Annotated in this window: 20 protein-coding genes; 3 read left to right on the top strand and 17 right to left on the bottom strand. The window is 40.0% G+C overall.

All coding sequences use genetic code 11. The annotated features are described in order from the left end of the window. Positions 1 to 46 precede the first annotated feature (46 nt). Both HMPREF2957_RS01200 and HMPREF2957_RS01195 read right to left on the bottom strand, forming a co-directional pair. Complete coding sequence (locus HMPREF2957_RS01200) at positions 47 to 1,096, bottom strand: ABC transporter permease (protein ID WP_004251805.1); 1,050 nt, start codon at positions 1,094 to 1,096, stop codon at positions 47 to 49. Then, positions 1,093 to 1,824: an ABC transporter ATP-binding protein gene (locus tag HMPREF2957_RS01195; RefSeq protein WP_004251802.1), complete on the bottom strand. Its 732-nt coding sequence runs from the start codon at positions 1,822 to 1,824 to the stop codon at positions 1,093 to 1,095. Before HMPREF2957_RS01195 ends, HMPREF2957_RS01200 begins: the two co-directional genes overlap by 4 nt. Positions 1,825 to 1,891: 67 nt before the next feature. Here HMPREF2957_RS01195 and HMPREF2957_RS01190 point away from each other — a divergent pair, with 67 nt between their 5' ends. From HMPREF2957_RS01190 to HMPREF2957_RS01180, 3 genes are all read left to right on the top strand, one after another. Continuing rightward, positions 1,892 to 2,302, top strand: coding sequence for an HIT family protein (locus tag HMPREF2957_RS01190; RefSeq protein WP_004251801.1), 411 nt, complete (start codon positions 1,892 to 1,894; stop codon positions 2,300 to 2,302). A gap of 9 nt (positions 2,303 to 2,311) precedes the next feature. Further along, positions 2,312 to 2,599: a hypothetical protein gene (locus tag HMPREF2957_RS01185; RefSeq protein WP_004251799.1), complete on the top strand. Its 288-nt coding sequence runs from the start codon at positions 2,312 to 2,314 to the stop codon at positions 2,597 to 2,599. Positions 2,600 to 2,672: 73 nt separating this feature from the next. After that, on the top strand, positions 2,673 to 3,314 hold the full coding sequence (locus HMPREF2957_RS01180; RefSeq protein WP_070677041.1) for a hypothetical protein: 642 nt from the start codon (positions 2,673 to 2,675) through the stop codon (positions 3,312 to 3,314). 67 nt (positions 3,315 to 3,381) lie between these two features. Here the strand turns inward: HMPREF2957_RS01180 and dnaJ are convergent, their stop codons facing one another. From dnaJ to rsmH, 15 genes are all read right to left on the bottom strand, one after another. Further along, complete coding sequence (gene dnaJ, locus HMPREF2957_RS01175) at positions 3,382 to 4,518, bottom strand: molecular chaperone DnaJ (protein WP_070677040.1); 1,137 nt, start codon at positions 4,516 to 4,518, stop codon at positions 3,382 to 3,384. A 216-nt stretch (positions 4,519 to 4,734) separates the two neighbouring features. Then, positions 4,735 to 5,367, bottom strand: coding sequence for a DJ-1/PfpI family protein (locus HMPREF2957_RS01170; protein WP_070677039.1), 633 nt, complete (start codon positions 5,365 to 5,367; stop codon positions 4,735 to 4,737). 228 nt (positions 5,368 to 5,595) lie between these two features. After that, entirely contained in the window at positions 5,596 to 7,419 is a 1,824-nt protein-coding gene (gene dnaK, locus HMPREF2957_RS01165) for a molecular chaperone DnaK (protein WP_070677038.1), read from the bottom strand. Positions 7,420 to 7,669: 250 nt separating this feature from the next. Next, positions 7,670 to 8,185, bottom strand: coding sequence for a nucleotide exchange factor GrpE (gene grpE, locus HMPREF2957_RS01160; protein ID WP_070677037.1), 516 nt, complete (start codon positions 8,183 to 8,185; stop codon positions 7,670 to 7,672). A gap of 26 nt (positions 8,186 to 8,211) precedes the next feature. Beyond that, complete coding sequence (gene hrcA / locus HMPREF2957_RS01155; protein WP_070677036.1) at positions 8,212 to 9,246, bottom strand: heat-inducible transcriptional repressor HrcA; 1,035 nt, start codon at positions 9,244 to 9,246, stop codon at positions 8,212 to 8,214. Between the two features lie 161 nt (positions 9,247 to 9,407). Then, the gene (locus tag HMPREF2957_RS01150; protein ID WP_045614546.1) at positions 9,408 to 9,920 is read right to left on the bottom strand and encodes a DUF2812 domain-containing protein; all 513 of its coding nucleotides are present in this window, start codon (positions 9,918 to 9,920) and stop codon (positions 9,408 to 9,410) included. Between the two features lie 21 nt (positions 9,921 to 9,941). After that, positions 9,942 to 10,517 carry a DUF2812 domain-containing protein gene (locus HMPREF2957_RS09470; protein WP_070677035.1) on the bottom strand — a complete coding sequence of 192 codons (576 nt, stop codon included), beginning with the start codon at positions 10,515 to 10,517 and terminating at the stop codon, positions 9,942 to 9,944. Continuing rightward, positions 10,517 to 10,837 carry a PadR family transcriptional regulator gene (locus HMPREF2957_RS01140; protein ID WP_000423982.1) on the bottom strand — a complete coding sequence of 107 codons (321 nt, stop codon included), beginning with the start codon at positions 10,835 to 10,837 and terminating at the stop codon, positions 10,517 to 10,519. Before HMPREF2957_RS01140 ends, HMPREF2957_RS09470 begins: the two co-directional genes overlap by 1 nt. A 119-nt stretch (positions 10,838 to 10,956) precedes the next feature. After that, positions 10,957 to 12,303 (bottom strand): type I glutamate--ammonia ligase, encoded by a 1,347-nt coding sequence (gene glnA / locus HMPREF2957_RS01135; protein WP_070677034.1) that lies wholly within the window; start codon positions 12,301 to 12,303, stop codon positions 10,957 to 10,959. A gap of 35 nt (positions 12,304 to 12,338) precedes the next feature. Further along, positions 12,339 to 12,695, bottom strand: a complete 357-nt coding sequence (gene glnR / locus HMPREF2957_RS01130; protein WP_000659542.1) for a transcriptional repressor GlnR — start codon at positions 12,693 to 12,695, stop codon at positions 12,339 to 12,341. A 75-nt stretch (positions 12,696 to 12,770) separates the two neighbouring features. Continuing rightward, the gene (locus tag HMPREF2957_RS01125) at positions 12,771 to 13,298 is read right to left on the bottom strand and encodes an FUSC family protein (protein ID WP_045614551.1); all 528 of its coding nucleotides are present in this window, start codon (positions 13,296 to 13,298) and stop codon (positions 12,771 to 12,773) included. Between the two features lie 130 nt (positions 13,299 to 13,428). Next, on the bottom strand, positions 13,429 to 14,409 hold the full coding sequence (gene mraY, locus HMPREF2957_RS01120; protein WP_070677033.1) for a phospho-N-acetylmuramoyl-pentapeptide-transferase: 981 nt from the start codon (positions 14,407 to 14,409) through the stop codon (positions 13,429 to 13,431). 1 nt (position 14,410) lies between these two features. Continuing rightward, positions 14,411 to 16,666 carry a penicillin-binding protein PBP2X gene (pbp2X, locus tag HMPREF2957_RS01115; RefSeq protein WP_049494145.1) on the bottom strand — a complete coding sequence of 752 codons (2,256 nt, stop codon included), beginning with the start codon at positions 16,664 to 16,666 and terminating at the stop codon, positions 14,411 to 14,413. 3 nt (positions 16,667 to 16,669) lie between these two features. Then, positions 16,670 to 16,987, bottom strand: coding sequence for a cell division protein FtsL (gene ftsL / locus HMPREF2957_RS01110; RefSeq protein WP_049494144.1), 318 nt, complete (start codon positions 16,985 to 16,987; stop codon positions 16,670 to 16,672). 9 nt (positions 16,988 to 16,996) lie between these two features. After that, positions 16,997 to 17,947 (bottom strand): 16S rRNA (cytosine(1402)-N(4))-methyltransferase RsmH, encoded by a 951-nt coding sequence (gene rsmH, locus HMPREF2957_RS01105; RefSeq protein ID WP_036754792.1) that lies wholly within the window; start codon positions 17,945 to 17,947, stop codon positions 16,997 to 16,999. Positions 17,948 to 18,003: the final 56 nt, after the last annotated feature.

Genomic DNA, 18,003 nt, shown 5'->3' with positions numbered 1-18,003 from the left:
TCTTTCCTCCGAATAAAGTTTCCTTATTATTCTACTAATTTTTATGCTATTCGTCAACCAATCTTCTCAGTTGATACGGCAAATAAAGAAATTGCAAGACAAGACTTGCTCCCACAAGTGCTAGAACAAGAATTTTGTCCTTAAAAACAAGCAATCCTATAAGACTTTCCAAGATTAATACAAAGAACCCAATCGCTCTCAAAATTTCCTTCAAGCCTTTCTCTTTTTGCCCCTTACCTACTGGGAATAATTGCGTCAAATATTGATAGTCGAAGGCATGATAGAGGGCTAGAAGCTGGAATAACAAAAGATAATTGAATAAAATTACAATTGCGACTGCAATCCAAGATTGCTCAATGAAGACGAGAGCGGTCAAAGATAGGATTATGAGTCGCATACTAAGGGCGAATAAATCTCCATTTCTCAGGTAGGAGCGGAGATAAAGATTCTGCCAGATTTTTCCTGGTACTTTCTGAACTCCCTTGAGAATAAAGTCCAGATAAGCTCGGCGCTTAACACTATTTGAAATCCCCTTGACCTGTGTAAAGAGGGCAAAGAATCGAAGCAAGAACTGCTTACGTTTGCTTTCCTGTGCAATGACATAATCCCAGTCTAGTCCATTTCCAAGGAAAAAGTTGCTAGACTTTTGGCGAAAAATCACATATTTTACTATCCCCAAGACAAGGAGATAGACTCCAAAAATCGGCAAACCAAGACCCATGGCTAAGAATAAAGGCGCAAACAGGAGCAAAAAGAGAGTCTGTACACTGACCCAAAAGATGAAAGAAATCATACTTTGCTTCTGTATGTGTTCTCTCACTTCTTCTTCAGCAACTAAAAGAAATAGTTTGTCAGGCGCTTCTAGATAGGTCGCAATACCACCCCAAAGCAAAAGCAAAATAGACATCATCCCAATCAAAATTAGGATTGGGAAATGATTCTCAGGAAAGTGTTGGAGCAACTGGTTGTACTGGTAGGCCAAAAATCCTAACAACACCAACAAAAATAAGACAAAATGATCATTGAGCACATAACGGAGATAGCCCAAGCATTCCTTGCGAAATTCCTGCTTTCGTTTTAAAAACAAGTCCTTCATAGTTCCTCCTCTTTGGTCAGAGCCAAATAGATATCATTGAGGCTTGCTTCTGGCATATCAAAGGCTTCTCGGAGTTGTTGGAGATTTCCTTTGGCTCTTACTTGACCTTTGTGAAGAATGACAAAAGAGTTACACATCTTTTCAGCAGAATCAAGAACGTGGGTACTCATAAGGATAGACTTTCCTTTTTTCTTTTCCGCTTCTAGAAGTTGAATCAAATCTGAAATCGCTAAAGGATCAAGACCAAGGAAAGGTTCATCTACGATAAAGAGACTAGGATCCACGACAAAGGCACAGATAATCATAACCTTTTGCTTCATCCCTTTGGAAAAATGAACTGGAAACCAATCCAATTTTTGATCCAAACGGAACATTTTTAAAAGCGGCTCTACACGTTCAAAAGCTAGATTTTGCTCGATACCATAGGCCATAGCAACTGTCTCAATATGTTCTCTGAGAGTCAATTCCTCGTACAAGCTAGGAGTTTCAGGGATATAACCAATTTTCTTGCGATAGCTCGTAGCATCCTCTCCTAAAGTCAATCCGTCAATCTTGATCTCCCCACTATATGGCGTCAAAAGACCAATAATTTCATTGATAGTCGTTGATTTTCCTGCACCATTCAAACCAATCAAACCAACTAACTGTCCGCTTTCAACTGTAAAGGAAACATCTTTCAAGACAGGGACATGAACATAGCCTCCTGTCAGGTTTTTAATTTCTAACATATTTTCTCCGAATCTGGTATAATGTAGCTATATTATATCAAAATTCAATACACTAGAGGTGGTTTTTATGTCAGATTGTATTTTTTGTAAGATTTTAGCAGGAGAAATCCCTGCAGCCAAGGTTTATGAGGATGAGCAAGTTCTTGCCTTTCTTGATATTTCTCAAGTAACACCTGGTCATACTTTGGTCGTACCAAAAGAACACTATCGCAATCTTTTAGAAATGGATGCTGCGAGCGCTAGCCAACTCTTTGCTAAGGTTCCAGTCATTTCTCAAAAGGTTATGAAAGCTACCCAAGCTGAAGGTATGAATATCATCGCCAACTGCGAAGAGGTAGCTGGACAAACCGTTTTCCATACCCATGTCCACCTCGTTCCTCGTTATGGTGCAGATGATGACCTAAAAATTGACTTTGTTGCCCATGAACCTGACTTTGACAAACTTGCCCAAGTCGCTGAAACCATCAAAAACGCTTAAGGAGTTCCTATGAAACTATCAAATTTACTACTTTTTGCTGGATCAGCAGTCGGATCTTACCTCCTCGTTAAAAATCGTGAAGTTATCACTGAAGAAGTTTTAGATACAACTGATCGCGTTGAAGCAATCAAAGGTGATTTAGATGTTATCCAAAATAGCTTACAAATTATCAATCAACAAAAAGAAGTCATCAAAGAGTATCAAGAAGACCTCACTTACAAATTTAAAGTCTTAGAGAAAGACCTCCAAGCAAGACTTGCTGTCATAAAAGAACTACGAGAAACTGAAGAAAACTAAAAAAGAAAGCATCCAACTTTCCTTAAATCCATTTTGGGTTACTAGATTCGAACAGAAAAGGGAGGGACTAAACATGAAACAGTTTTTAAAAGTCATCTTGATTATTTCTGGTTGCTTCTGTCTTTTTGTAACCCTAGCATTTCTACTAGTGGCCAATCTTTTCAAGGCTTCACCGAGTGACATCCGAGAGGGGAAGGAAGCCTTAAAACAAATCTTTATCTCCATTGACCTCCCTCCTGAAAAAGTAGAATCAAATGGTAGCTATCAATTCGAGGGGGGAGGCTTGGATTTTTATGTGACTTTCTCAGATGAGGTCATCAATAGCCACCCAGTCCTTAAAGAAAGTTCAAACCTCACTAAAAACCGACTCAAAGTCTATGTCCTACAGACAGGAGATATTTCTTACTATAAAGTAGGGGATAACTTGTTCAATCATGGTTTAATACAATTTTTAGAGGAGGAAGGCGAGAAGCATTTCCGAGAAAACGGAAAGAAATCACATTCTTCTTACACAATTCTAACTTTGAATGATCCGGAAAGCATGAAAAAGGGAATCGCATTCTATGAAAAAGCGTTGACCTTGGTGGATATCCAGGATAATTCGGCGATTAAGCACATTGATACCGTCACCGTGAAACCTGGCAAGGAAGCGGAACTCAAGCAACTCATCCAGGACATGGATGAGGCTGGTTTACTCACTCAAAAATATCAATAGGAGACAGTCGGAGATTCTTTTCTCCGTTACTATCTACAAACAAAAAAGAGCCTCATGGCTCTTTTTTTTATTCCCCCTCGAAGGCATCTTTTATGTGGTCAAAGAAGCCTTTTTTCTTTGGATTGACTTTCAAGTCACCTGCAGCTGCAAATTCTTTCAAGGCTGCTTTTTGCCGTTCGTTCAAGCCTGTAGGCGTCACGACATTAACAGTGACATATTGGTCACCAACAGCACCACCACGTAGGCTCGGAGCTCCCTTACCACGTAGGCGGAATCGTTTACCAGTTTGAGTCCCCTCTGGAATCACCAATTCAACATCACCGTGAACGGTTGGGATATCGACAGTATCACCAAGAGTTGCTTGGACGATATTGAGGTTTAACTTGTAGAAAATAGTTGTTCCTTCACGCTCAAATTTATCGCTCGGTTCTACAGAAACCACCACATACAAGTCTCCATAAGGACCACCGTTAAAGCCTGCCTCCCCTTGACCAGCTAGACGAATTTGTTGACCAGTTTCGACACCTGCTGGAATTTTCACATGGACACTGTGGGCTTGTTTTTCATGACCTGTTCCATGACATGTTGTACATGGATCTTTGATTTCTTTTCCGCGACCATGACAGACATCACAGGTTACTTGGCGACGCATCATACCAAGCGGTGTTTGAGTATCGACGTTGATAACACCAGAACCGTGACAGCGTCCACAAGTAACTGGACTTGTTCCAGGCTTAGCACCTGATCCGTTACAAGTACGACAGCTTGATTCACGATTGTATTTGACTTCTTTTTCAGTACCAAAGATGGCTTCTTCAAAAGTCAAATTGACGCGATACTGGAGGTCATCACCTTGACGAGGAGCGTTTGGATTGCGAGAAGAACCGCCTCCGCCGAAAAAACTTGAGAAGATATCTTCAAATCCACCAAAACCGCCTGCACCATCGAAGCCACCGAAACTGCCTGCACCACCAAAGCCACCGTTGGCTCCAGCCGCACCATATTGGTCATAGGCAGCACGTTTCTGTTCATCACTTAAGGTCTCATAAGCTTCTTGAACTTCCTTGTACTTTTCCTCAGCACCAGGTTCTTTGTTGATATCTGGGTGATATTTTTTAGATAATTTCCGATAGGCTTTCTTGATCTCATCTTGAGATGCATTCTTTGAAACGCCCAAACGGTCATAAAATTCAGTATTGTTCATACAAGATACTAAGAGCGAACAGAAAGCGACTGAAATTTAGGAAACCGACAAGAAATCCTGATTTCTTAAGCGGTTTATCTAATTTCCAAGCTTTCCGCTCGAGTTCAATTCCCCGAACGCTCTTTGTTCCTTTCTTTTATATTAAATTAGAAACTTTGGAACCCATGTTCAGTTGCGAACACTCTTTGTTCCTTTCTATAATTTTCATGTAAAACTTTAGAGGATGTTTTCTATACTTTGCTTCACTTGATCAAACTCTACATCTGATAGAGTAAATATCAAATCCTCTTCTGCATACTCGTTTTGTTCTTTAAAATAGTTGTCCGTATTCTCTGCCAGCCCTAAACTTAGAATCACTTTTCTTGCAAACTCTTGATGTGCAAAACCGATAGCCGTAATGATTTGTTTATCTTGCACAAGAACTTTCGGTTTGAAATTTTCTCGTGGAAGAAATTCAAAATAGTCAAAGAAGTTTTGCCAAATCCCACCTGTGAATTTCGTGTCCTTCAACAAGCCTGCTTTCGCCAATAAAAGGGGCGCTGAAGAAATAGCTGCAATTAGGATATCTTGCTCATTAAGACTTCTCAAAAACAAGATCAATTTCTCATCTTGTAGAGCAGGACCTATATTTACCATTCCTGGCAAAATCACACAAGAATAATCTTCTATACAGATCTGATCCAATGTTTTCGTCGGTTGACAGGGCAAACCATCCTCAGAGACCACCATCGAATTCTCAGAAGCTACATAATCAATCGTGATGTCAAAAGACAGAGATAAAGTACTCGTTAAAGTGGTTATCTCATAAAGAGAGAAATTAGGATAAATGATACAAAGTACTTTTTTCATACGCAACATCCTCTATTTTACCGAAAAACAGAGGCTGGGTTGCAACCTCTGGATTTCTTCTTATCATTACGACATTCTAAAGCAAAGTCGATTATACTTTGTTTTTGAACTAGTAAGGCTGAATTGAGTTTCGGCTAAAAACTTCGGAAAAAAGATAAGCCATCTTTTGTGCATCGCACAAGGCGATGGCTTCCTATTTTTCTTTCGTTTTCTTAACGCCTCAACATCTTACTTTTCAGTAAACTCTCCGTCTACGACGTCATCGCCTGCGTTTCCTGTTGCTTGTGCACCTTCTGCTCCTGCTTGAGCTTGTTGCGCTGCTGCGGCTTGTTCGTAGAGTTTAACCGCAAGTCCTTGAGCTTTTTCGTTCAATGCTTCAAGTTTTGCTTTCATTTCATCCAAGCTGTTGTCTTCTTGAGCTTTCTTAAGATCATCAAGGGCAGCTTGTGCAGCGTCACGTTCTGCATCGAATCCTTTGCCTTCAGTTTCTTTGATTGTCTTTTCAGTCGCAAAGATAGCTTGGTCTACTTCGTTACGAAGGTCCACTTCTTCTTTACGTTTCTTATCTGCTTCAGCGTTTGCTTCTGCATCCTTCATCATGCGGTCGATTTCTTCGTCTGTCAAACCTGAGTTGGATTGGATAACGATTGTTTGTTCTTTTTGAGTTCCAAGATCTTTGGCCTTAACAGATACGATACCGTTCTTGTCGATGTCGAATGTTACTTCGATTTGTGGGATACCACGAGGTGCAGCTGGGATATCTGTCAATTGGAAACGTCCAAGAGTCTTGTTATCTGCTGCCATTGGACGTTCACCTTGAAGAACATGGATATCAACGGCTGGTTGGTTATCCGCTGCAGTTGAGAAGACTTGTGATTTAGATGTTGGAATAGTTGTGTTACGGTCGATGAGTTTTGTGAAAACTCCACCCATTGTTTCGATACCAAGTGACAATGGAGTTACGTCAAGAAGGACAACGTCTTTGACGTCACCAGTGATCACACCACCTTGGATAGCAGCACCCATGGCAACTACTTCGTCAGGGTTCACTGATTTGTTTGGCTCTTTACCAGTTTCAGCTTTAACAGCTTCTACAACGGCAGGGATACGAGTTGAACCACCGACAAGAATCACTTCGTCGATATCTGACAAGCTCAAACCTGCATCTGAAAGGGCTTGACGAACTGGAACTTTAGTACGTTCTACAAGGTCACGAGTCAAATCATCGAATTTGGCACGAGTCAAGGTCATTTCCAAGTGAAGAGGTCCAGCCTCACCAGCAGTAATAAATGGCAAGCTGATTTGTGTTGAAGTCACACCAGAAAGGTCTTTCTTCGCTTTTTCAGCTGCGTCTTTCAAACGTTGAAGAGCCATCTTGTCGTTTGACAAGTCGATACCATTTTCTTTCTTGAATTCTGCTACTAAGTAATCGATGATTTTTTGGTCAAAGTCGTCACCACCGAGTTTGTTATCCCCTGCAGTTGCCAATACATCAAAGACACCATCACCGAGTTCAAGGATAGATACGTCGAATGTACCACCACCAAGGTCGAATACCAAGATTTTTTCTTCTTTGTCTGTCTTGTCCAAACCGTAAGCAAGAGCTGCTGCAGTTGGTTCGTTCACGATACGTTCTACTTCAAGTCCAGCGATTTTACCAGCGTCTTTAGTTGCTTGACGTTGAGCATCGTTAAAGTAAGCTGGAACTGTGATAACAGCCTTGGTTACTTTTTCACCAAGGTATTCTTCAGCATAACCTTTCAAGTATTGAAGAATCATAGCTGAGATTTCTTGTGGAGTGTATTCTTTGCCGTTAGCAGAAACTTTTTCAGAAGTACCCATCTTAGATTTGATAGAGATAACTGTATCTGGGTTTGTGACTGCTTGACGTTTTGCAGCGTCACCAACGATGATTTCACCGTTTTTGAAAGAAACTACAGATGGAGTTGTACGGTTTCCTTCTGGGTTTGCGATGATTTTTGATTCAGTTCCTTCAAGAACTGCAACTGCTGAGTTTGTTGTACCTAAGTCAATACCGATAATTTTAGACATGTGTTTTTCTCCTTAAATTTTATTTTTTTTTCTTTTTGATACTCTTCTTAGGTGGCGGCGCCGTCAGAGCTTGACTTCGTCAATCTCTTTGACTAAACTTTGAGCCTAAGGTCTCAAAGTTTGCGCAAATAGCGCCACGGCGAGGAGTATCGCCAATAGTTCGCTTCGCTCACTATTGCAAAGCTGAATAATTTTTTATCTTTCTTCATAGTTTTCTGTCGTTTCGGACAAGGTTTTTAAGTTCTCTAGCCTAGTTATATACAACCACCATGGCTGGGCGTAGGATACGGTCATGGAGTTTGTAGCCTTTTTGAAAGACTTGTGCGATGGTGTCAGCTGGATGCTCATCATCAGCTGGGACTGTTTGAATAGCCATATGGTAGTTATGGTCAAACTCTCCATCAGCTGCGATTTCCTCGATTCCTTCTTCTTTCAGAGCATGAATCAAACTTTCTTGGACCATTTCCAAGCCCTTCTTCACATCATCTGTCAAGCCTTCAACGGCAAGAGCGCGTTCAAGGTTATCAAGCGATGGCAAAATTGCTTTTGCCAAATCTTGGCTGCGATAGCGTTGCAAGAGTTGACGCTCTTCATTGGCACGACGCTGAATGTTTTGCATTTCTGCGTGGGCACGAAGATATTTGTTTTCAAACTCCTCGGCACGTTCATTAGCCAAGTCCAATTCAGACTTCTCAGGAGTTGTTTCTTCTACTGATTCAACAACTTCCTCTTCTTTTACTTCTTTATTATTTATATCTTGGGCCATTTTCGCCTCCTTTAATGATTTCAATCTCAATTCACTTCATAGTGATTACTGCTGAGGTAGCGGTAAAAATCCGTCAACTTCATAGTCAAAACTCGATTAACTACATTGAGTTGATTGACCAATTGTTGATAATCCAGATTGACCGGACCTATAATCGCAAGGATTCCAAATCCACGATAGGGAATCAGGAACTTACTGCTAATCACTGCTAAGTCAGCTAAACAGGATTCTTGGCTATCCGCAACTCGGACACTTTGCATCTGGTCACCAATCAGATTTTCTCGAATTTCCAAAGCTACCTTTTGTGGCTGATCAAAGAATTGATAGGCCGCTAAATTAGCGAAATTCAAAAGATTGACTTTGCCAGAAACCACGATATTTTCATTGAACATTTCTTTGAAGATATGCTCAATAAGATCCATAACATTATCCGTTGTTGTGAAGTAACGTTGGATAATTTGCGGAATCTCTGTCCGAATCTTGTAGTGAATATCCAAAACAGTCTGATCCAGGAAACGTTCTTGAATCATGGTCTTGAGGCGATTTAAATCCTCCTGCAAGAAATTTCTCGGAATCAAAAACTGACTGGTAACTGTTCTAGACTCATCAAGCGTAAAAACAGCAAGAGCTGTATGTTGCCCGAGGACAACAATATCAAAAGCTGTTAGCTTCTGTCTACTTGGTTCTACATCCAGTGCAACAACCGTACAACCACTCAAGTCTGTCAAGATTCTAGTTGCCTCTTGAAGAATATCCTCAAGTTTGAAGAATTCCTGATCAAAGGCTTTTACAATCTCATAAACTTGATTCTCAGCTAAACGGTCGAAGGATAAGGAGTGTTTGACATAATATTGAAAACCAGCCACACTCGGCATCCGACCACTGGAAGTATGAGCCTTTTCAAGCAAACCTTGCTTTTCTAGAGCTGCCATATCATTTCGAATGGTAGCACTACTTGAGTTGATAGTCTCTTGCAAGGCCTTAGATCCAACAGGTTCGTGCGTTTTGGTAAAGATGTCAATAATCAGATTTAAAATATTCTGCTGACGTTCTGTAACCATCTCGTCACTCCTCTCTGATAGATCTTTTTAGCACTCGACGTATCCAAGTGCTAACTTATGATTCTATTATACACCCTTAGAAAAGAATGTCAAGACAAAAACTCAAAAAATTAGCACTCTTTTGCCAAGAGTGCTAAAAATCAGTCTGAGGTCCTAGAAAATCATCTTACATTCTCAAGATATTTCTTTTTAAGTCTGTAAAAACTATAGATTAGGTAAGAAATCATGAGGGCATAAAGGGCAAAAATAAGGAAGAAAGACTGAGAGAGACTTTCGCGAAACAGGCTCATACAAACAACTAGACCGCCAGAGATAGAAACTGTAGATATACGAAGTCTAGATTTCACATCAGCCCATCGAAGACGATCGTCCATGAATGATTGATCATTTGAATCTACATCACAAGTTGCTTTTCGAAAAACAGTATAAGAACAATTTTCCACAAATTCCCATCCTCTATCCTTAATACTTTGTAAATCTATCTCATTTTTTCTAAGGTAGCTAGTATTCCACACACGGTAAATTACATCATCTGATCGGCATGGTTCAAAATAGAAAAAGCCAAAACGATTGGCTTTAAATTTCCAACCTTTCAAATGCATCTCATGCAAATAATCTTCTACCTTATCCAAATCAAAAATGGTAAACATTCGAAATTGTACTTTGCTTTTCATTGTCTAACCTCCAAAATGGTTTTATTTATCAGATAATTCACTCCACTTTTGAAACAATCTCCAAAAAATATAAGAAATCTGAATCGCGAAAACTATCAATAAAGTACAGTCTATGATAACAATCAAAAACATTCCCCAACTGAAAGAACTACCTCCACTGACAAACTTTGAGAAAATCGGTAGTAGAGCTGAAAAGAGAAGCAAAATAGGAAGCATCCGCATTGTTAAAATCTTCTTGACCATTGCTAACTTCCCTGTCGCGTCATTATAAATTTCAAACTCGGCATCCGACTCAACTCCAGAATAAAGCTTTCTAAAGTAGGAAAAACCATTAAAGTCTGTAATATGCTCCCAGCCACAATCTTTAAATAGTTGTAAATAGGAAGCTCTCTCTGACTTTTTCATAGGATAAAAGTCCAACTGATAAACCACCTGCTCCGGTTGGCACTTTTCAAAAGTATACTTAACCGCAACTACTAAGTTAGAATAACTAACTTCCTTAAGTTTCCAGCCCTGAGCATGCATTTCTCCGAGATAGAGAGCTTCTCTATCATAATCCGCAATGGTAGCAATTCTATAAACAACTTTCTTTTCCATCAAAGCTCCTCCCGACTGTTTCTATAGAGCCGCTCAATACGTTTCAACTCAATCTCTAAAACTTTTCGGCCCAAGTCTGTTATCTGATAGATTTTACGTTTCTCCTCTTCTCGGACAAAGGAAACCAAACCATCCTTTTCCATCTTCGATAGGGTTCCATACATAGTTCCAGGACTAATGGATACTTGCGAATCTGTCATCTCTTTGACCTTTTGTGTAATACCATAACCATGGTTCTCCTTTTGCAGACAGAACAGAATATAAAAACCCGTTTCAGTCATGGGAAGGTAAACCCGCCTAATCTTATCTGTTAATTCCATTTAATCAGACCTCCTATTCAGTTCGATATATCGCACCTCGTTATATAAAATATATCACACCTCGATATAAAATGCAAGAAAAAAAGATTGTCCTCACGGACAATCTTTCTGATTTATCATTAGTATAGATCTAGGTAGTTATCAATTTCCCATTGTGAAACGAAGGTTGCATAGCTTGCCCACTCAATTCGTTTGGCTTCAAGGAAGCTAGTGTAGATGTGTTCACCTAGAGCTGCTTTAACCACTTCGTCTTCTGTCATGGCCTTCAAAGCGTTGTGAAGAGTTGATGGAAGGTCTGTGATACCAGCCTCTTTACGCTCTTCTGCAGTCATGATATAGATGTTTTCTTCGATTGGCGCTGGTGCTTCGATTTTGTTTTCAATACCGTGCAAACCAACTTCCAAAAGAACAGCCATTGCGATATATGGGTTTGCCATTGGGTCTACTGAGCGCAATTCCAAACGTGTTCCCATTCCACGAGTAGCAGGAACGCGCACCAACGGTGAACGGTTACGACCAGCCCAAGCGATGTAAACAGGTGCTTCATACCCTGGAACCAAACGTTTGTATGAGTTAACGGTCGGGTTCATGATAGCTGTGTAGTTGTAGGCATGCTTGATCAAACCACCAAGGAAATGATAGGCTGTTTCTGACAATTGCATTCCTTTTGGATCATTTGGATCAAAGAAAGCGTTGTTCCCTTTATCATCAAACAAGGACATATTGCAGTGCATTCCTGAACCAGCGATACCAAATTTAGGTTTAGCCATAAAGGTTGCATACAAACCATGTTTACGCGCAATTGTTTTTACAACAAGTTTAAAGATTTGAATCTTGTCACATGCACGAAGAACTTCATCATACTTAAAGTCAATCTCATGTTGACCTACAGCAACTTCGTGGTGACTGGCTTCTACTTCAAATCCCATTTTAGTCAAGACATTTACAATTTCACGACGAGTGTTATCAGCAAGGTCTGTAGGCGCCAAATCAAAGTAACCACCCTTGTCATTCACTTCAAGAGTTGGGTCTCCATTTTCATCAAGCTTAAATAGGAAGAATTCTGGCTCTGGTCCAAGGTTGAAAGATTTGAATCCAACTTCTTCCATATGACGAAGAGCACGTTTAAGATTTCCACGAGGGTCTCCTGCAAATGGTTCCCCTTCTGTTGTATAGACATCACAAATCAATCCTGCGACACTACCGTTCTCATCTCCCCATGGGAAGACTGTCCAAGAGTCCAAATCTGGATATAGATACATGTCTGATTCATTGATACGGACAAATCCTTCAATAGAAGACCCATCAAACATAGCCTTATTTGACAAGACCTTGTCTAGTTGTTCATCTGTAGCAGGAATTTCGACGTTTTTCATCGTTCCCAAAATATCTGAAAACATGAGACGAATAAAGGTTACATTTTTTTCCTTAACTTCACGACGAATATCTGCAGCTGTGATTGGCATGTTTTTTCTCCTTATATTTGACGACTAGCGGTTGCCTAACCGCGACCAAAAGGTGATTGTTGAGAAGCAAAGCGACTTTGTTGAAGAACCTCATTCCGAAGGGCCCGACGCACCTCAGTTTGACTGACTGGTTTCTTGGCTTTCGCCTCACGTTCGGCATATTTTTTCTTGATAGCAGCAATGTTAAGACCTTCAGAGATATAATCTTTAATTTCAAGCAATCGATCCATATCATTCAAAGAATACATACGGCGATTACCTTCGTTTCGATCAGGTTTTATCAACTCTTGATCTTCATAATAACGAATTTGACGCGCCGAAAGATCGGTCAGCTTCATAACACTACCAATGGGGAAAACTGCCATATTGCGACGAAATTCTTTTTCCTTCATGTACACTTCCTTCTTTCTGTCTATTATAGTCTAAAAAAATTCAATCGTCAATCAATAATGTTATATCTTGTGACATTATTTTGTCTTTTTCAGTAAAATGCTCCGTAAACGATCAATATCGTAATTTACAAGAATTGCTGCAAAAACACCCATAAAAGTTTCAAATACACGAGCAAATACGTACAAAACAGTCTCTCCACTCGGAATTGATAAGGTAATAATCAACATAGCCGCAACTCCACCGATAACTCCTGACTTATTGTTCATGGCAACATTTGTCATAATGGTTAACATGGTACAAATTGGAACTACAAGAAGAGTTACCCAAAAGGCTCCATGAAAAAAGTTATTTAGGAGGAAGAACATCAGCGCATAAAAACCACCGATACTATTCCCTAAAATACGTGATGTCCCAAAGTGGACACTTTTATCAAAGTCTTCTCTCAAGCTAAAAACGGCTGTAAGAGCCCCAATCTGAAGTCCCTTCCATCCAAAAAAACCAAAAATCATGAGGACCAAAAAAACAGCGATTCCTGTTTTAAACGTTCGCATTCCTAACTTAAACTTAGATTTATCAAATGTATACTTTTTAAAATAACTCATAGGCTCATCTTTCTTTTTTCCATTTTATCATAATTTTACTTTTTTGAGAAAAGGATTCCTCAATTGAAGAAAATAGGAACTAAAAAGAGAAGGGTATAAATCCTTCTCTTTTATATTCCAATATTCTATTTTAGAATAAATACATGAAAGCCAAGGTCACGAGACTAGCAACCAAGCCCACTCCCCAGAAGAAGAAATCGACCTTCCACTCACTCCAGGCTTGACCTTTACCTGAAAATCCACCCAACTCAAAATGGTGATGAACTGGTGTCATCCGGAAGATACGTTTTCCTCCAGTCAACTTAAAGTAGGTAACTTGCATCATGACAGATGTTGTTTCAAAAACATACACTATCCCAATCAAGAGCAAGGTCCATTCTTGGTGTAACGCCATAGAAATAGCGGCCAACATTCCTCCAAGAGCAAGACTTCCCACATCTCCCATAAAAACTTTAGCAGGCTTATGGTTAAAGACAAAGAAACCAAGAAGACCACCAATCATGGCAAGAATCACTAGGAGAATATCCAATTGGTTTTGTACATAAGCAATGACTCCATAGGCAGATAGGCTAATCACTACTGAGATACTTGCCAACCCATCAATTCCGTCAGTCAAGTTAACAGCATTCGAAAAACCAACTAACCAGAAGAGAGCAAAGAAAATGTAAAGAACGCCTAGGTGCAATGGATACCCAAATACATTTAAGACATCCCCTCCTCTTTCATAAAAGAGATAGAAGATGACTCCTCCTACTAATTGAAGCAGGAACTTTTGTTTAGGATTAAGTCCTTCATTGATTTTACGGAAAACCTTGAGGAAATCATCCAAGAAACCGACCAAACCATATAAGACCAGGATAAAGAGGATCATTCCGACATTATTGGTTAATTGATTAGTCACGAGAGCAAGGACCAGACTAACTAAAACTCCTGCTAGGAGAAAGACGAGTCCTCCCATTGTTGGTGTCCCAGCTTTTGCTTGGTGTTGTTTGACATCCTCATGCATCTGTTGACCGGTAATCTGTGCTTTATGGTAAAAACGGATAAAGGCTGGAATTCCTATGACTGTTAGAATAAAGGCAATCACTCCAGCAAAGATAGAAATAAGCATTCTAATCTCCTAATGTTATTTTTATTTTCTGTAAATCTTTTAAAGCTGTATTGGCACGAACACTTTGCTTTTTAACAGTTTCTCCTGTGCCTTCAAACTCAACTTGGATATTCAGCCATTTGGCAAAGGTTTCAACATTTTTCTTAGACCAGCCATATAAGTCAGGCATCTCTTCTACCTTATCTGAAAGGAGTAAGATTTGCTGATTGGCGTCTAGATTGGTTCCTTCTGCTACAGAGCTTTCTTTGATTTTTGTTCCCGAACCGATAACAATTGGTTGTACAAGGTTACGACGGAGTTCTTCAGCTAAATCTCCAGGGCTAGAGTCCTTAATACTAGGCATGGCATAACTAGTTGTAGTTGTCACTTGGTCCAAATTCTTAGCCGTAGATTGAAGATTGAGCGTCTCCTTCATAGCTGAAGCTCGTTCCAGAATAGGGTTGGAAAATTCTCCTAGTTGTACCGAAGCAAAATGCTCAGGCTGTTGAACCGTTACATACAAGATAAAATCAGGATTTTCAGCAGGATTCATAGTCACAACTGAGAAAATATAATTGGTAGAACCAACCAAGTATCCTCCATTTTTCTCATCAGCGATTTGAGCCGTACCGGATTTAACTGCTACATTTTGTCCAGGAACTGTTATAATTGGCTTTCCTGTGTAGTGATTATACATAGTTCCATATAGAGGGTCCGTCCCAACTAAGATCATGTGATTTCGAGTTGTGCTTGCTGCCTCTTTGGAAACAGGATTTCCTACTATTTCTTTTTGTGACTTACGTACAGACTGATTGTTAGTATCATAAATAGCACTTATAAATTTTGGCTCCAGCATAACTCCATCATTAGCAATAGCTGTAAAGGCACGAAGCATTTGTGTTTGTGTCACTGAAATTCCTTGCCCAAATGAGCTTTGAGCAATACTAACAATATTATCAGCTGGAAGTTGACCAGCGTATTCATCTGTCAAGCCAAAGCGAGTTGGAACCCCAAATTTAAAGCGTTTTAGATAATCCAACCAAGTAGCATCTCCCATTTTTTGTTCAAGTAGACTCGTTCCAACATTACTGGAGTGAGCGAAACCTTGTGAGAAAGTCATCATCCCACCAGTAGTCAAACCAGCATTAACATCCCAATCTCGAGTCGTCGCATCCGCCATTTTGAATTCACTGCTATTGAAGTATTCTCCACTTGGGAAGGTATTATTATCAATAGAAGAAGCTAACATCATGACCTTAAAGGCTGATCCTGGTTCATAGTTACTTTGATAAAGAATATCACGCCAAACAAAGTCCTCAGTGATTCCTTCTTTGGTATCTGCATTAAAGGTAGGTCGTTGGGTGGTAGCGAGGATTTCACCGGTCTTTGCACTGACCAAGGTCGCGGTCATATATTTACCCTTGACTTTTTCTTGGAAGGCATCCATTTGACTTTCCATGAAAGATTGTAAAGGACTAGATAGGGTCGTATAGACATCTTTCCCGTTTACAGTCTGTCGGGTAACTTGCTCCGTACCTGGAACAATATTTCCTAAGCGGTCTTTTTCATAGGTTATAATACCATCTGTCCCTGCCAATAAACTATTTAAGGAACTCTCGATACCAGATGTCCCAATTAGACTTTTCGTGCCATCTTCATTTTCATGTAACTGTGCTAAACCAATAAAGGATGATGCAAATTTCCCATTTGGATAACTTCTATTTGGACTAGTCGTAAAATTAATACCCTCAACCTTAGCAGATTCTAAGTCCTGTTTAATGGACATCATATTAGCATAGGTAATCCCATTCCCTTTAGCACCAAAAGAAACCTGTTTGAGATTTGGTTGAGAGAGTTGGTCTTTGACGTAAGTCTCCTCCATATCTAAGTATTTATGAAAAATTTCTGCCACTTTGTTGTACTGAGATTCTTCTACATAAAGAACATCACCATTAGCGGACTTATATTCTTTATCTATTACAGCATAAACATTGTAGGAGGTTGCATCTTCTGCAATCGGAGTTCCATTACGGTCATAGATAGTTCCTCGTTTTGCAGGAACTGTCCGAGTTGTTTGGTGGACCCTGCTTGCTTCCTTAACTAGGTCAACACCAAATTTTGAGCCTGTACCAATAATTACCGCAAAGTTAACCAAAAAAACAGCAAAGAGAATGACAGCCAAGAGACTAAGGCTTTTCCCAACTCGTCTGCGGTTTTCTAGAGGAGTTCTGCGATTCTTAATGGCAAAGTGTACTATTTTTTCTTTCCATGTTTTCATATATTACTCCGCCGATCGGATATTTCCATTGTTTAATTGCAAGTCTTGCGAATCCGCGACACCCGCCAAACGTTCTGATCGGATCAATTCATTAACTTCTTGTTTAGCATCATCCAACTCTGTCTTTTTTTCCTCAATTTGTGAATTGACTGTTGTCAAATCACTCTGAACCTGCAAAAGTTGAGTCTGCATATAGACTACACTGATTGCTAAGACGAGAGCCGTGATGGCAATTGAAAGGTAAAAGGCCTTTTCAACACGTGAAAATTTTTTTATACGAGCTTGTAGCAATTGGCTCGTTGTTCCTCTGTTTTCTGCCATGGTTTCCTCTTACTTGTGAATTTTTCTTGCCACTCGAAGCTTGGCTGAGTGGGAACGATTATTGGCTTCCAATTCTTCCTTGCTTGGTAAAATCGGTTTCCGAGATACCAATTCCATCTTGGGCTTGAGATCGTCTGGGATGAAAGGCAAACCTTTAGGGACTTCAACTGTGGAAGCTTCCTTAAATAACTGTTTGGTCAAGCGATCCTCCAGCGAATGGAAGGTAATCACTGATATTCTGCCATCTAGAGCCAGCATATCCATAGCCTGCTGGATTGATTCATCTGCAGCACCCAGTTCATCATTGACCTCTATACGGATAGCTTGGAAAATTTGTTTAGCTGGGTGGCCTTTTTTCTTGAGCTCCTTTGCCGGTTTGGCAGATTTAATAATCTCTGCCAATTCCGTCGTGGTCTCAATCGGTTTCTGTTCACGCGCCTGTTCAATTTTTCGAGCAATCTGTTTGGAAAACTTGTCCTCTCCATATTTGAAAAAGATTCTTACCAAATCATGGTAGTCGTAGTGATTAACGACTTCATAAGCGGTCAAACTAGCTTCTTGATTCATGCGCATATCCAGTGGTGCATCCTTCTTATAGGAAAAACCACGTTCACGCTGATCCAACTGCGGGCTTGACACACCTAAATCATAACAAATTCCATCAATTTCAGTCACACCTAAGTCATGTAAGCGGTCCTTCAAATGACGGAAATTATCCTTGATGAAGGTGACCATGCCCTTTTCAATGTAAGGCGCCAAACGTTTTTGTGCATTATCAATAGCGTTTTGGTCCTGGTCAAAGGCATATAAATGCCCCTTCTCACTTAACTTACTTAATAAATACTCGCTGTGTCCTGCTCCTCCCAAGGTCGCATCAACGTAAATACCATCAGGTTTTACATCTAGCATATCAATGGTCTCATGGAGCATGACCGTTACATGATGAAATTCTTTTGTCATATCTTATCTATTTTACCACAAATCCGACTAGCTTGCACTCACTAAAGCTAAAACAT

The sequence above is a fragment of the Streptococcus sp. HMSC062D07 genome (genome assembly GCF_001814215.1).
GTDB classification, from domain to species: Bacteria; Bacillota; Bacilli; order Lactobacillales; family Streptococcaceae; genus Streptococcus; species Streptococcus infantis_I.
This window is presented reverse-complemented; position numbering and strand designations above follow the sequence as displayed.

Excerpts from the sequence above, each read along its gene's own strand:
- dnaJ (WP_070677040.1), bottom strand. The coding sequence starts at position 4,518 with ATGAACAATACTGAATTTTATGACCGTTTGGGCGTTTCAAAGAATGCA.
- grpE (WP_070677037.1), bottom strand. The coding sequence starts at position 8,185 with ATGGCCCAAGATATAAATAATAAAGAAGTAAAAGAAGAGGAAGTTGTT.
- HMPREF2957_RS01150 (WP_045614546.1), bottom strand. The coding sequence starts at position 9,920 with ATGAAAAGCAAAGTACAATTTCGAATGTTTACCATTTTTGATTTGGAT.
- glnR (WP_000659542.1), bottom strand. The coding sequence starts at position 12,695 with ATGAAGGAAAAAGAATTTCGTCGCAATATGGCAGTTTTCCCCATTGGT.
- pbp2X (WP_049494145.1), bottom strand. The coding sequence starts at position 16,666 with ATGAAAACATGGAAAGAAAAAATAGTACACTTTGCCATTAAGAATCGC.
- dnaK (WP_070677038.1), bottom strand. The coding sequence starts at position 7,419 with ATGTCTAAAATTATCGGTATTGACTTAGGTACAACAAACTCAGCAGTT.
- hrcA (WP_070677036.1), bottom strand. The coding sequence starts at position 9,246 with ATGGTTACAGAACGTCAGCAGAATATTTTAAATCTGATTATTGACATC.
- HMPREF2957_RS01180 (WP_070677041.1), top strand. The coding sequence starts at position 2,673 with ATGAAACAGTTTTTAAAAGTCATCTTGATTATTTCTGGTTGCTTCTGT.
- HMPREF2957_RS01200 (WP_004251805.1), bottom strand. The coding sequence starts at position 1,096 with ATGAAGGACTTGTTTTTAAAACGAAAGCAGGAATTTCGCAAGGAATGC.
- mraY (WP_070677033.1), bottom strand. The coding sequence starts at position 14,409 with ATGCTTATTTCTATCTTTGCTGGAGTGATTGCCTTTATTCTAACAGTC.
- glnA (WP_070677034.1), bottom strand. The coding sequence starts at position 12,303 with ATGCCAATCACAGCTGCAGATATTCGTCGTGAAGTTAAGGAAAAAAAT.
- HMPREF2957_RS01185 (WP_004251799.1), top strand. The coding sequence starts at position 2,312 with ATGAAACTATCAAATTTACTACTTTTTGCTGGATCAGCAGTCGGATCT.
- rsmH (WP_036754792.1), bottom strand. The coding sequence starts at position 17,947 with ATGACAAAAGAATTTCATCATGTAACGGTCATGCTCCATGAGACCATT.
- HMPREF2957_RS01125 (WP_045614551.1), bottom strand. The coding sequence starts at position 13,298 with ATGAGTTATTTTAAAAAGTATACATTTGATAAATCTAAGTTTAAGTTA.
- HMPREF2957_RS01190 (WP_004251801.1), top strand. The coding sequence starts at position 1,892 with ATGTCAGATTGTATTTTTTGTAAGATTTTAGCAGGAGAAATCCCTGCA.
- HMPREF2957_RS09470 (WP_070677035.1), bottom strand. The coding sequence starts at position 10,517 with ATGGAAAAGAAAGTTGTTTATAGAATTGCTACCATTGCGGATTATGAT.
- HMPREF2957_RS01170 (WP_070677039.1), bottom strand. The coding sequence starts at position 5,367 with ATGAAAAAAGTACTTTGTATCATTTATCCTAATTTCTCTCTTTATGAG.
- ftsL (WP_049494144.1), bottom strand. The coding sequence starts at position 16,987 with ATGGCAGAAAACAGAGGAACAACGAGCCAATTGCTACAAGCTCGTATA.
- HMPREF2957_RS01140 (WP_000423982.1), bottom strand. The coding sequence starts at position 10,837 with ATGGAATTAACAGATAAGATTAGGCGGGTTTACCTTCCCATGACTGAA.
- HMPREF2957_RS01195 (WP_004251802.1), bottom strand. The coding sequence starts at position 1,824 with ATGTTAGAAATTAAAAACCTGACAGGAGGCTATGTTCATGTCCCTGTC.